This window comes from Kosakonia beeri, assembly GCF_054165705.1.
This window is the reverse complement of record NZ_CM135106.1, coordinates 1,739,892-1,754,401: the sequence shown is the minus strand read 5'-3', so window position 1 is coordinate 1,754,401 and position 14,510 is coordinate 1,739,892. Positions and strand designations below refer to the sequence as shown.

14 protein-coding genes are annotated in these 14,510 nt (G+C 53.0%); all 14 read right to left on the bottom strand.

Annotated features, from left to right (window positions below; translation table 11 throughout):
* Window positions 1–20: 20 nt before the first annotated feature.
* Window positions 21–1,457: a mannose-1-phosphate guanyltransferase gene (gene cpsB / locus ACUY4S_RS08370; RefSeq protein ID WP_458023565.1), complete on the bottom strand. Its 1,437-nt coding sequence runs from the start codon at window positions 1,455–1,457 to the stop codon at window positions 21–23.
* Window positions 1,454–2,752: a colanic acid biosynthesis fucosyltransferase WcaI gene (gene wcaI / locus ACUY4S_RS08365; RefSeq protein ID WP_458023564.1), complete on the bottom strand. Its 1,299-nt coding sequence runs from the start codon at window positions 2,750–2,752 to the stop codon at window positions 1,454–1,456. Before wcaI ends, cpsB begins: the two co-directional genes overlap by 4 nt.
* Window positions 2,749–3,222 (bottom strand): GDP-mannose mannosyl hydrolase, encoded by a 474-nt coding sequence (locus ACUY4S_RS08360; RefSeq protein ID WP_312687730.1) that lies wholly within the window; start codon window positions 3,220–3,222, stop codon window positions 2,749–2,751. The genes wcaI and ACUY4S_RS08360 overlap by 4 nt, the downstream gene beginning before the upstream one ends.
* Window positions 3,223–3,224: 2 nt before the next feature.
* Window positions 3,225–4,190 carry a GDP-L-fucose synthase gene (gene fcl, locus ACUY4S_RS08355; RefSeq protein ID WP_312687732.1) on the bottom strand — a complete coding sequence of 322 codons (966 nt, stop codon included), beginning with the start codon at window positions 4,188–4,190 and terminating at the stop codon, window positions 3,225–3,227.
* 2 nt (window positions 4,191–4,192) lie between these two features.
* Window positions 4,193–5,314 (bottom strand): GDP-mannose 4,6-dehydratase, encoded by a 1,122-nt coding sequence (gene gmd / locus ACUY4S_RS08350; RefSeq protein ID WP_044173143.1) that lies wholly within the window; start codon window positions 5,312–5,314, stop codon window positions 4,193–4,195.
* 25 nt (window positions 5,315–5,339) lie between these two features.
* Window positions 5,340–5,894: a colanic acid biosynthesis acetyltransferase WcaF gene (wcaF, locus tag ACUY4S_RS08345; RefSeq protein WP_312687738.1), complete on the bottom strand. Its 555-nt coding sequence runs from the start codon at window positions 5,892–5,894 to the stop codon at window positions 5,340–5,342.
* 22 nt (window positions 5,895–5,916) lie between these two features.
* On the bottom strand, window positions 5,917–6,663 hold the full coding sequence (gene wcaE / locus ACUY4S_RS08340) for a colanic acid biosynthesis glycosyltransferase WcaE (RefSeq protein WP_312687740.1): 747 nt from the start codon (window positions 6,661–6,663) through the stop codon (window positions 5,917–5,919).
* A gap of 13 nt (window positions 6,664–6,676) precedes the next feature.
* Window positions 6,677–7,897 carry a colanic acid polymerase WcaD gene (gene wcaD, locus ACUY4S_RS08335; protein WP_312687742.1) on the bottom strand — a complete coding sequence of 407 codons (1,221 nt, stop codon included), beginning with the start codon at window positions 7,895–7,897 and terminating at the stop codon, window positions 6,677–6,679.
* Window positions 7,872–9,089 carry a colanic acid biosynthesis glycosyltransferase WcaC gene (gene wcaC / locus ACUY4S_RS08330; protein ID WP_312687744.1) on the bottom strand — a complete coding sequence of 406 codons (1,218 nt, stop codon included), beginning with the start codon at window positions 9,087–9,089 and terminating at the stop codon, window positions 7,872–7,874. Before wcaC ends, wcaD begins: the two co-directional genes overlap by 26 nt.
* Window positions 9,086–9,577 (bottom strand): colanic acid biosynthesis acetyltransferase WcaB, encoded by a 492-nt coding sequence (wcaB, locus tag ACUY4S_RS08325; RefSeq protein WP_312687745.1) that lies wholly within the window; start codon window positions 9,575–9,577, stop codon window positions 9,086–9,088. Before wcaB ends, wcaC begins: the two co-directional genes overlap by 4 nt.
* Complete coding sequence (wcaA, locus tag ACUY4S_RS08320; RefSeq protein WP_312687747.1) at window positions 9,577–10,422, bottom strand: colanic acid biosynthesis glycosyltransferase WcaA; 846 nt, start codon at window positions 10,420–10,422, stop codon at window positions 9,577–9,579. The genes wcaB and wcaA overlap by 1 nt, the downstream gene beginning before the upstream one ends.
* A 107-nt stretch (window positions 10,423–10,529) precedes the next feature.
* The gene (gene wzc / locus ACUY4S_RS08315; RefSeq protein ID WP_312687749.1) at window positions 10,530–12,698 is read right to left on the bottom strand and encodes a tyrosine-protein kinase Wzc; all 2,169 of its coding nucleotides are present in this window, start codon (window positions 12,696–12,698) and stop codon (window positions 10,530–10,532) included.
* A 2-nt stretch (window positions 12,699–12,700) separates the two neighbouring features.
* Complete coding sequence (gene wzb / locus ACUY4S_RS08310; RefSeq protein ID WP_312687751.1) at window positions 12,701–13,144, bottom strand: low molecular weight protein-tyrosine-phosphatase Wzb; 444 nt, start codon at window positions 13,142–13,144, stop codon at window positions 12,701–12,703.
* A gap of 6 nt (window positions 13,145–13,150) precedes the next feature.
* Window positions 13,151–14,290 (bottom strand): polysaccharide export protein, encoded by a 1,140-nt coding sequence (locus ACUY4S_RS08305; RefSeq protein ID WP_312687753.1) that lies wholly within the window; start codon window positions 14,288–14,290, stop codon window positions 13,151–13,153.
* Window positions 14,291–14,510: the final 220 nt, after the last annotated feature.

The window sequence follows — 14,510 nt, the reverse complement described above, 5'->3', positions numbered from 1 at the left end:
GCCTCATCCGGTGTCGGGCGTTACACGCGCCCGTAACGATCCTTGAACCGCACGACATCGTCCTCTTCGAGATACGAACCGGAGCGCACCTCAATCAGATCGAGCGGGATTTTGCCGGGATTTTCCAGGCAGTGACGCGCGCCCAGCGGGATATAGATAGACTCGTTTTCGCCCAGCAGCTTGACGTCGTCGTCAATGGTCACCTTCGCCGTGCCCGCGACCACCACCCAGTGCTCGGCACGGTGGTGATGCATCTGCACGGAAAGCCCCTCACCCGGCTTAACGGTAATGCGTTTTACCTGATAACGGTCGCCGGAATCGATAGAGTCATATTTCCCCCACGGACGATAGACTTCGCGGTGGATATGGTGTTCATGGCGACCATCCGCTTTGATTTTTTCGACCACTTTTTTCACATCCTGCACCTGATTGCGGTCAGCGATCAGCACAGCATCTTTGGTCTGCACTACGACTAAATCTTTTACCCCGACGGTGGTGACCAGCCCGGACTCCGCATAAACATAGCTGTTTTCGGTGTTGTGGCTAATCACGTCGCCGTGGTGGACGTTTCCCTCCGGCGTGTGCTGGCTGATTTCCCACAGCGAAGACCATGAGCCCACATCGCTCCAGCCTGCATCCATCGGCACGACCACCGCATCAGCGGTTCTTTCCATGACTGCATAGTCAATAGACTCTTCCGGGCAGGCCAGGAACGCCTCTTCATCCACACGGATAAAGTCCATATCCGGGTCGGTAGCCTCCATCGCCTGTTCGCAGGCGGTGAGAATATCCGGACGGTATTTTTTTAGTTCTTCAAGGAAGCGCCCGGCACGGAACAGGAACATACCGCTGTTCCAGTAATATTCGCCTGTCGCGACATAGCCTTGCGCGGTTTCAAGGTTTGGCTTTTCAACGAACTGCGCCACGTTAAACGCAACCGCGTCGGCCTTGCCTTCACAGACCTCGCCACGACGGATGTAGCCATACCCGGTTTCCGGCAGATCCGGCACAATGCCGAAGGTCACCAGTTTGCCGCTCTCTGCATACGGAATGGCGTCTCGCACCGAGCTGCGGAACGCTTCTTCATTCTGGATCACATGGTCAGCCGCCAGCACCAGCATTAACGGATCGCTATCCGGGTTATGGCGTTTCACCGCCAGTGCCGCCAGCGCGATAGCCGGTGCGGTATTGCGCCCGGCAGGTTCGAGAATGATATTCTCGGTCAGCTTGTTCAGCTGACGCAGTTGCTCGGCAACAATAAAACGGTGTTGCTCATTACAAATCACCACCGGGCTTTCGCACTCCACCCCATTCAGACGGCTGACGGTGGTTTGCAGCATGGTGAGATCGCCCTTGAGGCAGAGAAATTGTTTAGGGTAAAGCACGCGGGACAGCGGCCACAGACGACTGCCAGAGCCTCCGGCCATCACCACCGGATACAGTTGCGTTTGACTCATGATTTATCCCCATTGCCGTCGAAATTCAGGCTGCTGTGATGCGCATGCGCGGCCACAGGCTGAGCCGAATCCTCCGGGCTGATATCAGCAATAAATTGGCGTAACACGTTCTCTTTTTCGAGCGTGCGTTCGGCATATTCACGTGCCACCGTGTTGTTTTTGGGCAGCGCCAGTGCGCGTTCAATGCCCCAGACCAGCGTATCCACCGATTCCGGCTCCACGCAGACCGCAATGCCAGGCTGGGTCAGACACAGCTGGCCGAGTTCAGTACTCTCTTCCGCGGTGATCACCGCGTTGCCACCTACCGCCAGAATGTTGGTTAATTTGGACGGCAAAACGGCATCTGCCGCACCGCGCTTCTGGATAACCAGGTGGCAGTCGCCCATGCGTAATAGCGCGGGCAACGCGTCATAAGGCTGTAACGGGAAGAACTTCACATTGCTCAGGCCCCGTTCGCTTACCATTTTTTCCAGGCGTGCTTTACCGCCGCCCTGTCCGACAATGACAAATAGCCACGGATGGCTTTGCAGCCGGGCAGCGGCTTCAATCACGCTCTCCAGCCCCTGCTTTTCACCGATATTGCCGGAATAAAGAATGATTTTTTTATCCTCCGGCAGACCAAGGTTGCGGCGTAATTGCGCGACGCTCTCCGCGTCGACATCGCGGAAACGCGCAACTTCAGACCAGTTCGGGAAAAAGATAATTTTGTCCGCAGCAACGCCTTTTTCCCGCGCTTTATTCATCATTGAACGGGAAATGGTCGATACGTTGTCCACGTTGTGCAATCCACTGCGCTCAAAGGCCATCGCGAGTCGCGCCACACGACCGCTTTTGCCTTTGCCGGCCATGCCCAGACCGAGCATGGCGTCGACTTCATAATCCTGAATATGCAACAGCGTTTTCGCACCGCTCAGTTTGGCAAGCAGGCGCATACCTGGCGTGCAAAACAGCGTCGGGACGACACCGATAATGCGATCGGGTTTCCAGCTACGTTGCGCCATCAGCGGAAAGAAGCTGCTCAGGGCAAAACTACCCAGATGCAGCAATCGTTTCAGCGTTGACGGCTGCTTAGGAACGTACAGCGGGCAACGCCAGACGGTTGCGGCCCCCTGCTCTTTACGCCAGCGCCAGGCGCTGTAGTGCTCGCCCACTTTCCATTCCGGGTAGTACGGCGGCGCGGTGATCACGCGCACGTCATGGCCCTGACGGGCCATCCATTCCACCATCTCGCCGGTGTACTTACCGATCCCGGTCAGCTCCGGCGAATAGTTAATGCCATAGACCAGGATTTTCATAAGCCCGGCACTCCCTGTGCGTCGAGGAAATAGGCGCGGCTATTGTCATGCACCAACGGATCGGCAATCAGCGACTCCGGCGTTCCCCAGCGATAATCATTGTGCTGATCCGTTGGCAGTTCGAGCGTCTGTTCGTCTACCCGCAAACGGAATCCCAGCACAATGTAATGGGTGGAGAAGTCCGGGCCGGAAAAGTTATCGTCATAGAAGTGCTGCCAGACGCCGTAGAACTCGCCCGCCGACATCGGCAGGCGCAGTCCCAGTTCAGCCTGGGTCAGACGCTCGAAAGCGGCCGCCAGCGGCTCATCCTTCTGCACGCGTCCGCCCGGTACGAACCAGTAACCCTGGGCCGGACGGTTAGTGCGTTTGCCGAGCAAAAACTCGCCGCGTGAATTTTCCACGATTAAATCGATAGAAATCAGCGGGGTTGAACGCACCACCGTGGCAAAATCTTCCTGACTCAAAAACATGCCTACCCCCGGAACCGGTGCTGGTTTTCAAGGAACCACTGGTAGGTGCTCGCAAGCCCTGCTTCCAGTGAAATCTCGTGATACCAGCCAAGCTGATGCAGGCGCGTCACATCCAGCAATTTACGCGGCGTACCATCGGGTTTGGTGGCGTCAAACACCACACGCCCTTTGTAACCCACCACGCTAGCAATGGTCTGCGCCAGCTCGCGAATAGTGCAGTCCACACCGGTGCCTACGTTAATGTGCGACAGCATCGGTTCGGTATTTTCCTGCCACACTTCGCTGGCCAGTTCCTGAACGTGAATGCTGGCCGCGGCCATATCATCCACATGCAGGAATTCGCGCATCGGCGTACCGCTGCCCCACACCACCACATCCGGCGCATTTTCCGCTGTGGCTTCATGGAAGCGGCGCAGCAGCGCCGGGATCACATGAGAATTGCTCGGATGGAAGTTATCGTGCGGACCATACAGGTTGGTCGGCATTACCGAACGGTAATCACGACCGTACTGACGGTTATAGGATTCGCACAACTTGATACCGGCAATCTTGGCAATCGCATAAGGTTCGTTAGTCGGCTCCAGCGTACCTTGCAGCAGTTCGCTTTCCGCGATCGGCTGGTGCGCCAGTTTCGGATAAATACAGGACGAACCGAGGAACAACAATTTGTTCACGTCATGCTGGTGCGCGGCGTGAATGATGTTGCTCTCAATCATCATGTTTTCGTAGATGAAGTCCGCCGGGTAGGTATTGTTCGCCACAATACCCCCCACCTTCGCAGCCGCCAGATACACCTGGTCGATACGTTCATTCGCGAAAAACGCATGCACGGCGGCGGAATCCAACAGGTTCAGTTCCTCACGGGAACGCAGCACCAGTTCAACATCCGCACGCTGTTCCAGCTGCCGTACGATGGCTGACCCCACCATCCCGCGATGGCCAGCCACAAAAATACGTTGTTTCGTCATGCTCAGGACTCCAGTGCGATCGCAACCTCGTAACCATGGGCCTTAAGCAGTGAGTGTTTTTTCGCTGCTTCCAGATCTTTCGCCACCATCTCGGAAACCATTTCCTGCAGCGTCGTTTCCGGTTTCCAGCCCAGTTTTTCGTGCGCTTTGGTCGGGTCGCCAAGCAGGGTTTCTACTTCAGCAGGACGGAAGTAACGCGGGTCAACGGCAACAATCACATCACCCGGTTTTACGCCTGGCGCATCGTGGCCAGTCACGGAAACAACAATACCTTTCTCTTCCACGCCCGTACCTTCGAAGCGCAGTTTGATACCCAGTTGTGCTGCCGCCATTTCAACAAACTGACGCACGGAGTACTGCACGCCGGTCGCAATAACGAAGTCTTCCGGTTTTTCCTGTTGCAGCATCATCCACTGCATTTTCACGTAGTCTTTGGCATGGCCCCAGTCACGCAGGGAGTCCATGTTGCCGAGGTACAGGCAGGATTCCAGACCCTGTGCGATGTTGGCGATAGCGCGGGTAATTTTACGGGTGACGAACGTTTCGCCACGGCGCGGAGACTCGTGGTTGAACAGGATGCCGTTACAAGCGTACATGCCATAAGATTCACGGTAGTTCACGGTGATCCAGTAGGCATACAGTTTGGCAACAGCATACGGAGAGCGCGGGTAGAAAGGCGTGGTTTCTTTCTGCGGGATCTCCTGCACCAGGCCGTACAGCTCGGAAGTGGATGCCTGGTAGAAGCGGGTTTTCTTTTCCAGACCGAGGAAGCGAATCGCTTCCAGCAGACGCAGCGTACCCATGGCATCCACATCGGCGGTGTATTCCGGGGACTCGAAAGAGACCGCAACGTGGCTCATCGCACCCAGGTTGTACACTTCATCCGGTTGAACTTCCTGCAGGATACGGGTCAGGTTCGACGTATCAGTCAGGTCACCGTAATGCAGGTGGAACTTCGGATTGCTGGTGTGCGGATCCTGATAGATGTGATCCACACGCTCGGTATTGAATGAGGAGGCGCGACGCTTAATGCCGTGGACTTCATAGCCCTTTTCCAGAAGCAGTTCTGCCAGATAAGAACCATCTTGCCCGGTTACGCCGGTGATGAGAGCGACTTTAGACATAATTTATTTTCCTCAATGTTCCCTGTTAGGGGGTTACCTTTTCAACGCGTTCGCGCGTCACCACTGCGGGATTGCCACGGCAAATCGCATTTGCCGGTAGCGTTTTAAAAACACTGCTGCGCGCACCCACCACCGTCCCGTCGCCGATGGTCACGCCGGGAGCGACAAACACATCTGTCGCCAGCCAGCATTTCTCGCCAATCACAATTGGCGTCGCGTTAATATCGAAATGCGCGCTCATATAATCGTGACTGCCAGTGCACAAATAACATTTCTGTGAAACAACTGAATTCGCACCGATAGAAATATCACCCAGCGTGTATAACACTGCGTCATCTCCTACCCAGCAGTAATCGCCTAACGTTAATTTCCACGGGTAGGTGATTTTCACCGAAGGGCGAATAACCACGCCCTTACCTACCTTTGCGCCAAACAGGCGTAATAAGAATGCACGCCAGCGATACAGCACCTGTGGGGACCATGCGAATAATGTCGCCTGAACCGCCCACCACAGTTGAACCTTAATAGCGTTGCCGCCCCGAAAGCCTTTCGGCACGGAGAATCCTTGTAAGTCCTGCATCGGTTTTCCTTATATTTGAGCGTTATGCTTTGTTATATAAGGCCTTTGCTTTGCCTGTCGTCCGCAGACGCAATAAATAGGACAATTGCGCCCAAAAACCTGGCACTCGCAATATTGTGCGCTGAACTTTTCGGGCATCCTGACAGAGTTCAAGGTTATTCGATGTAGAAACACCGCCCATAGAAAATTCAGACACCAGGCCTTTCAAACGCTTAAACGGAAAACCCGCTTTAAACATTCTGGCTGCTAACGCGTAATCGGAAGAGACTTTAAATTGCAGATCGTAGGGGTATGTTTTTAGACCCGTCACCGGGAAAAATATTGCCTGATGGCTTGCTGGCAGGCTGTGATAAATATACCAGCCGTGTTTTGCCGTGCGGCGAATTTTAGTACCATCGCCAAAATCCAGCATCGCATCACCAATATACATCGCGGTTTCGGTTTGATCTTCCAGCTGACGAACAACATCCACAATTTCTTCATGGAATATATCGCCGGAATTGAGGAATAAAGCGAAGCGGCCTGACGCCATATCAATGCCTTTATTCATAGCATCATATATGCCTTTGTCACGCTCACTGATGTAACGTAAATTATATTGACCGTTAAGACTTTTCAGAAAATCCGCAGTTCCGTCCTGCGAGCCGCCATCAACCACAATCCATTCGAACTCGATATCCTGCGCTTTCGCCAGATGGGCCAGAGACTGCCAGGTCTTCACCACACCTTCATGATTGCGAAATGCAACAGTAATAACAGTTAGCAGCATGTGACCCACCTCATCATCTTGCCGTTATATTCAACGCCTTGCGCAGAATAAATGGACAAACAATTAAAAACGCATATTCCGGGCTAAAAATTGACCCCGTAAAAAACAACGATATCGGAGTGAACAAGTAAAGCTGAACGCGAAAATTCTGATTATTGCCAAAGGCGCTGATCATCATTTTCCCAACTTTAAACAGGTACCATCCGGTCAGTATTACTGCGAACCATGAAAAATAAATGATCAGCAGATACAACCCATTGTCTATTGTTTTCCCGACGTCTGCACCGTTAAAGATTCCGAATGATGCGACATATTCATAAAGTGAGCCGAATCTTACTACCCCGTCGATATTGGTCAGGGAATATCCCACCATCACTAACGGACCGATAATACGGTAATAAGAGGAAGAACCTTCCGTCCCTAAATCGCCAATGCGTGTGGCGATATATGGAAAAGCAAATACCAGGCCGACAATAAACACTGCCAATGAAATAATTGCTAACGGTAACTTTTTACGGATCGCGTCTTTGTTCAGATACTGGAAAGCCCACTCCAGCAGGTAGAACAGGATAAACGTCATTACCCCAGAGAACGATCCCGAAAGTACTATCCCTGCCAAAATCATAGCATCGGTCTTTGGCGTTTTGATACCGAACTGTTTCACGCTGAGCCAAATTGAGATTAATGCCAGAGCGAAGAAGGCCGGTTCGAAATAGAGTGCCGTGGTTCGCTTACCGCCAAATTTGATGAAATTCAGCACGTAACTGTTGCTGTAGATGAGATATTTCGAGATCGTTTCCATCAAACTGCTGCCGCCAGTAAGGATAATCTGCGCCATTTCCATTGCCGCAAGCATTACCACAAACGTCACCACCATATAGAAAAATCGCAAAATCTTATGGTAGTTATGCGGCGATATGGTTTTAAACCGAATACTCCATACCATGCCGATAATAATCACGATGTAGACAAACAGCATCGTCGACGTGACATATTTACTGGCGTCCAGCGATTTACCGAACACGAAGTTGAACAGCGTCAGCCCTGCCCCGGCGCCTAATGCGATCATCAGCTTTTTCACGCTGATCCTGTCCACGTACAGCAGCAGCAGTAGCGGAAGGAACGTCACAATGGTGACCGGGAAGCTTTCGCCGAGCGAAATTATCTTAACGTTGACCAGCAGGTAAATCAGCGGCAACAAAAGATAACTACAGACCCTGATAGAATGAGACATATTCCTCCAGCATCTGTTGTCCACTGTAGGCCTGGCGGCTGCGGGCGCGGAACGCCTCCAGACTGTCGCCAAACACCGCCTGCGCGATCTCCGCTTTATGGCACTGCACCAGCGGCAGCACCTCTTGTTCGCTAAAGGTTTTCCCGCCAGATTTTTGCAGTACTTCGCGCGCCGCATCACTGTGGGTGGCAATCACCGGTACGCCAATCGATAAGGCTTCACATAAGATCAACGGGTAGTTATCCACGCGCGAGGTAAATAACAACGCATCCATCTGATTGAGTTCACTCATCAGTTTGCGTTTGTCAGTGAGAAAACCGTGGTTCACTACGTTTTTCGCTTCAAAGGGCGAAAACTTGCCGAAAGTGTGCAACTCAACGCGGTCATCCAGCGCCATTATGTCGCGCACCAGCTGCTGGTTCGTTTTACCGTCGTAGCGCAAATCGTGGGCCACCACAGCAATTTTGGGTTTCCCCTGGGTTACGGTCACGGGCGAAAGCTCTGAGAGAATCGCTTCTGTCGCCACATCGATGCCGTTATTAATAATGCGGCAACGGCCTGCGCCATACAGGCTATTAAACGCGTCCGCAACGTGCTGGCTGGGCGAGATAAACTGGCAACCCAGCGCCAGCATCTCGTTAAAGAGCGCACGCTTACTGGCCACTAACTGATGCGCACGATCCACTTTCACCGGCGGATAGTTAGTCAGCGTTGGGCATTTCTGGCAGTTGTTTTTCCAGCCTTCACAGCCATCGGTAAAGGCGCAGCGCCCTGTCACGCTCCAGTGATCGTGCAAGGTCCAGACAAACGTGACATCGGGCTTATGCGCTTTCACCTTCTGGCAAAATTCGACCACCTCTTTCAGGTTTAACCAGTAGCTGTGCATCACATGAAAATGCAGCACCACTGGCTCTGCCGTGCGGGTAATGGTGCGATAGAGATTGTTTAAATTGCCAAACACATCTCGGTTAAACAGGCGAAACAGCGCCAGGTTGGCCATCGACGTCAGGCGCGGTGTCTGTTTGTAGACCTGCGGATAGTCATCGTGACTGACGCTTTTTTTGCCGCCTTTGCCATACCCATAGATAAAACGCGACTGCATCCCTTTTTGTAGCGCACGCTGGTGCAAATCGAGCGCAACACCCGCCGCGCCGCCTTCGGCAAGGCGGACATTAAACTGCAAAATATTCATTTGATCACCTTCACACGCGCTTTCTCACCGACCACTAACGCGTTGTCCGGCACACTGTCGAGCACGACGCTGCCCGCCCCAATGGTGACGTTGTTACCGATGGTGATATCGCCAATCATCACCACATTGGCACCGAGCTCAACGCCATTACCAATGACCGGACATGCCAGATTATCTGCCCCGCGGTTTCCAATCGTTACGCCATGACGAATAGTGAAGTCATCACCCGCTACGGTATTTTTGTTGATAACCACGGCATAGCCATGATGAATGGTGAAACGGCGGCCAATGGTGGCGGCGGCCTGGATTTCATAGCCGAACAGGCATTCGGTGACAAAGCGGTAGAGCAGCAAAACAGGGGCTGCCCAGAGATTGTTAATCACATGCTTTTTGCGCCATACGGAGCAAAAATGGGCAATGCGGTAGGCCGCAACCATGCAGCATGGGCGCAGACTCCAGTGGTTTGCGCGAAAGTCTTCCAGACGCATTATTTCCCCCGCAATCCATCAGCCAGACGTTTACCGTTGCGCAGTGAAAACAGCGTTAACAGCGTGCGCCAGTTCATGCGCTTATTGCGGATTTGGTACAGCGTAAACAGTTGGTATTTTTTACTGGCGCGGTCGAACTTCGCTTTGTGCTTACGGTAAAAATGGAAATAGCCGGAAAACTTCTTCGGCGACGAGGTGATCTGCATTTCACCGTGATTAATGTGCAGGATCTGCGTAGCTTCTTCGATTTTCGCTGGCTCGCCGTACTCTTCCACCATGCGCAGGAAAATGTCGTAATCCTGCGCGGCTTTCAGTTGGGTATCAAACAGGCTTTCTTTAAAGCGCCATGCCCAGGTAAACACCTGATTACCCACAATGTTGCGCTTGTAGAACAGCTTGCGCGAGAACGGCGATTTCGGGTACAGCGGCAGACTGGCTGGCTGGCTATACACTTCGCCCTGGCAGACATAGTCATTGGCGTAGAGAAAGCCGCGCGTGTTCAGCAGATCTTTATGTGCCAGAAAGACAGACAGACGGTTTGGTGTCCATTCATCATCGTCATCAATGCCGGTGATGTATTGCCCCTTCGCCTGCAAAATCGCCTGGTTGCGCACCGCGCAGGCACCCGAGTTGAACGCGTTGCGTGTATAGCTGACACGCGGATCGCCCAGTTCTTCTATAAATTGTTGTAACTGCTCAAAGGAGGCGGAGCAGTCATCAACGATGATCATTTCCCAGTGCGGATAATCCTGGCGCAGTACCGATTTGATGGCGCGGATCGCCAGCTGCTGCCGGTTCCAGGTTGGCATATAAATTGAAATTAACGGATTTGCTGTTGTGCTCATGATGCGATCCCTAATACGTTCAACATGCCGCTTTCGCCCTCACTCCCGCCCTCCCCCGCTGTTTCGGGAGAGGGCGGAGCGCGCTGAGGGTAGAGGTGAAGGTCTTGTTATTTCGAATCGGACTTGTATTCGTACTCGTAGTAACCGTAATCCTGATAGCCCGTGGCCCGGCGGAAGATCGAGTTCAGGATCACGCCTTTAACGTCAATGCCGTTCTGCTCGAAGCGGCTCAAACTGGTCTGGATCTCTTTCAGCGTGTTCACCGCGTAGCGGGCAACCATCAGAGTCGTGCCAGCGTGACGACCCACGACGGCCGCATCGGTCACGGCAAGAATTGGCGGGGTATCAATCAGTACCAGGTCATAGTGGCTGCTGGCCCACTGGATCAGCTGTGCGAAACGCTCGCTCATCAACAATTCAGAGGGGTTCGGCGGGATCTGCCCGCGCGGCACCAGGTCAAAGTTGCTGATGGAAGTCGGTTTGGCGCAGTTTTCCACCGGGCCTTTACCGGCCAGCACATCAGACAGGCCGTTGATGTTGTCGGTGCCCAGCAGTTCGTGGGTATAGCCTTTACGCATATCGCAGTCGATCAGCAGTACGCGTTTGTTGGCCTGACTCACCACCGCGGCCAGGTTGGCGCAGACGAAGGTTTTACCAATTGACGGGCTGACCCCGGTCATCATCAGGACATTGTTACGCGACTGCATCATGGCGAAATGCAAACTGGTGCGCAGGCTGCGAATGGCTTCAATCGCCAGATCCGTTGGGTTACCGACCGCCAGCAACTGGCTCTGTTTGTAACGCTTAACGCCTTTATTGGTTTTGATGGTGTCGCGTGCTTTTTGCCATTCCGACAGCGGAATGCTGGCATAAACGGTCATACCATGCTCTTCCAGTACCTGCGGGCTTTCAACACCACGGTTGAACAGTGAACGCAGCAGTACGGCCACTATTGAGACAATCAGACCAAGAATAATGCTGCCGAGAATAATCAGCGCCTTCTTCGGTTTCAGCACACCAGGTTGGGTAATCGCCGGATCCACGATACGCACATCGCCAACGGTACTCGCCTGGGTGATACGCAGTTCCTGCTGTTTATTCAGCAGTTGCATGTAGACTTGCTGGCCAGATTCGACATCACGGGTCAGACGCACAATTTCTTGCTGCGTTTGCGGCATGGCGGTGATGCGATCGTTCAGTTTGGCTTTTTCATCTTCCAGTGCGCGGCGTTTTTCCAGCAGTGTGCGGTAAGCCGGGTGCACTTTGGTGTACAGCTTGGAAATCTCGGCCTCACGGAAGGTCAGCTCGTTTAACTGCGCATCAATGTTGACCATCGAATCCAGCACGGATTTCGCTTCCAGTGGCAAATCCACTGAATCTTTCGTCTGACGATAGGCGTTCAGTTTATCTTCGGCGACGTCGAGATTGTGGCGCACTTCTGGCAACTGCTTATCGAGGAAAATCAGGCTCTTGGCGGCTTCTTCTGATTTGCGCTCAATATTCTGCTCAAGGTAATTGCGGGTAATGCTATTAAGGATGGCGCGGATCTGCTCACGATCTTCGCCGGTAAAGCTCAGGCTCAGCACCCCGGTATCTTTACCTGTCTCGGTGACAGTAAGGTTGTTCTGCAGGTTGTTGATCATCCCCAGCGTCGAAAACTTGGTTACGGTAAACTCGCTATCCGGAGACGCCTGAATCGACCCAACCATCATGCTGACGCCGGATTTGCTCAGCAACTGCCCCACTTCACCGCGGGCTTCAAAACCATTATCACTGGACAGAATGTACTGTTTCGGGCCAAGCACCTTCACCGTAAAGGTGTCTTCATTCATGCCTTTCGGCAGCGTAAAGGTGGTGACTTTTACTGTTTCATTCTGGCGCCCCATCAAGCGGTCCCAACCGGCACCAAATAACGGGAAGGTGTTTTTGACCACGGAAATATCGAGGTCGAGATCATCCACGGTTTTGCCCAGCACCAGGCGTGACTGGATGAGCTGGATTTCTGCTTCCGAGGCGGGTGGTTTGTTCGACAGTGCACTGTTCAGATCCTGAACCAGTGAACTGCCCGTGTTCTGCTCGATTTGCACCAGCGCGTCTGCGCTATAGATCGGCGTAGCAAACAAGCAATATACGACGGCGATAAGCGCAAACACCGACGTAATGCCGAGCACCCACCAGCGAGCTTCAACAATTGTGCCCAACAAACGGCCAATATCAATTTCGTCATTGCCCACCGCCGGGGCAGCATGATGCGATTGGTGTGTTTTCTCTGTCATTGTTATCCCTGCTGAGCTTGCAATGCCTGCGCCCATTGGCGGGCAGACTGATCAAGTAAGGTGTAAACGGCTTCAAAGGCTTCGCGGCTTTTGCGATAGGGATCGGGGATTTCCCGTTCGTTATCCCAGTGGCCAAACAGCATGACCTTTCCACGCATTTCCGGGGCAATCTCGCACAGCGCGGCAATATGGCGCTTTTCCATGACCAGAATCAGGTCATATTCGCGGCACATTTTCCCGGTAATTTGCCGCGCGATGTGCCCCTCCAGAGAAAGTTGATGATCCGCCGCCACACTTACGGCGCTGGCATCGGCGCTACGTCCAGACAGCGCCCCCAGACCAGCAGACTCCACAATTAATGCGGGTTGGTATTTTTTCAGCAGCCGCTCTGCCGTGGGGGAACGGCAAATGTTCCCCACACATACCACCAAAATTTTATTGAACATTGCGCATTACCATTTATGTATGGTGCTGGCCGAATCGGTCATGTAGCGAAGGCCACTGATTGTCGGCAGCAACTGGGAGATAAGACGATTCCAGCGCGCCACCGGAGCAGTTGTGACGTACACCACGTCATACGGCTGGAGTCTGAAATTCGTCGCCATCACCAGTGACGTGGCGTCTGACATATCCAGTTGATAAATATTGGCAATCTTGCCGCCGCGACCGTTCTCGCCTGTCAGCGGACGGATCACAAACACACCACTGGCGTTGGAGGTTGTCAGATCGATACCTTCGGCCTGGCCCAGCGCTTCGGTCAGCGTCATGCCGCTGAAGTCCATTTTGAGGGTGCTCTGTTTTTTCACTTCACCCATCACGAAGACTTTCAGATCGTCATTACGTGGAACGAAAAGAATGTCGCCCGGGTAAAGCAAACGGTTCTGGCTTAGGTCGCCGTTTTGCATCAGCGCTTGCAGAGAAATGCGCTGCTCTTTCCCCTGGTGGGTCAGAACAACGTTGCGCCAGTCGGCATTATCGGTCAGACCGCCCGCGGCGTTGACCGCATCAAGTACGGTAAGCGGCACGTTGGTAATGGCCTGTTGACCGGATTTGCCCACCTGGCCTGAGATATAGGCTTTTTGCGAGCGGAAGGCGGCGATATTAACGTCCACCTGCGGGTCAGCGATGTACGTCGCTAAACGGCCGGTAATATCACTACGGATTTCGCTAAGCGTTTTGCCGGCAACCTGAATGCGGCCGACATAAGGGTAAAACATGGTGCCATCTGGCTGTACCCAGTTACCGGCATCGCTGGAGCTGCGATACTGACCGGCCGGGGTCGTCAATTCCGGGTGATCCCAGACGGTGACGTTCAGGACATCGCCAGGGCCAACACGGTACTGGTAGGCCGCAATTTCCTGATCCAGCGACATATTTGGCTGAGCAACATTCGGACGCGGGCGCAATTGTTCAATCAGACGCGGCGTCAATGGGTAAACGTTCACCATGCGGTCTAAATCAAAGTCTGCATCCTGCTGTTTAATCACATCCTTTCCCATCGTAGACATATTGCTACCGGGGAAAACTGTGCAGCCACTCATTAAGCTTATGGACACCAATAATGGCATCAATTTCGTTTTAGATTTCATCATTGATTAATTATCACTTTGGCAGAGTAATTATCCTGTGCGATTTATATAAGCGCTCAAGCTGTACACAGATTCAGAATGCAGTTAATCGCGAAGAAATATAACTGGCATCAGTCCTAAAAAGAGCTTATTCAACCACATGCGAATACAGAATAATCTGGGTTATCTGACAACTGTCGGGCACGCTACCGCCCTTGGCTTTCAGTAACCAAACCACTGATTC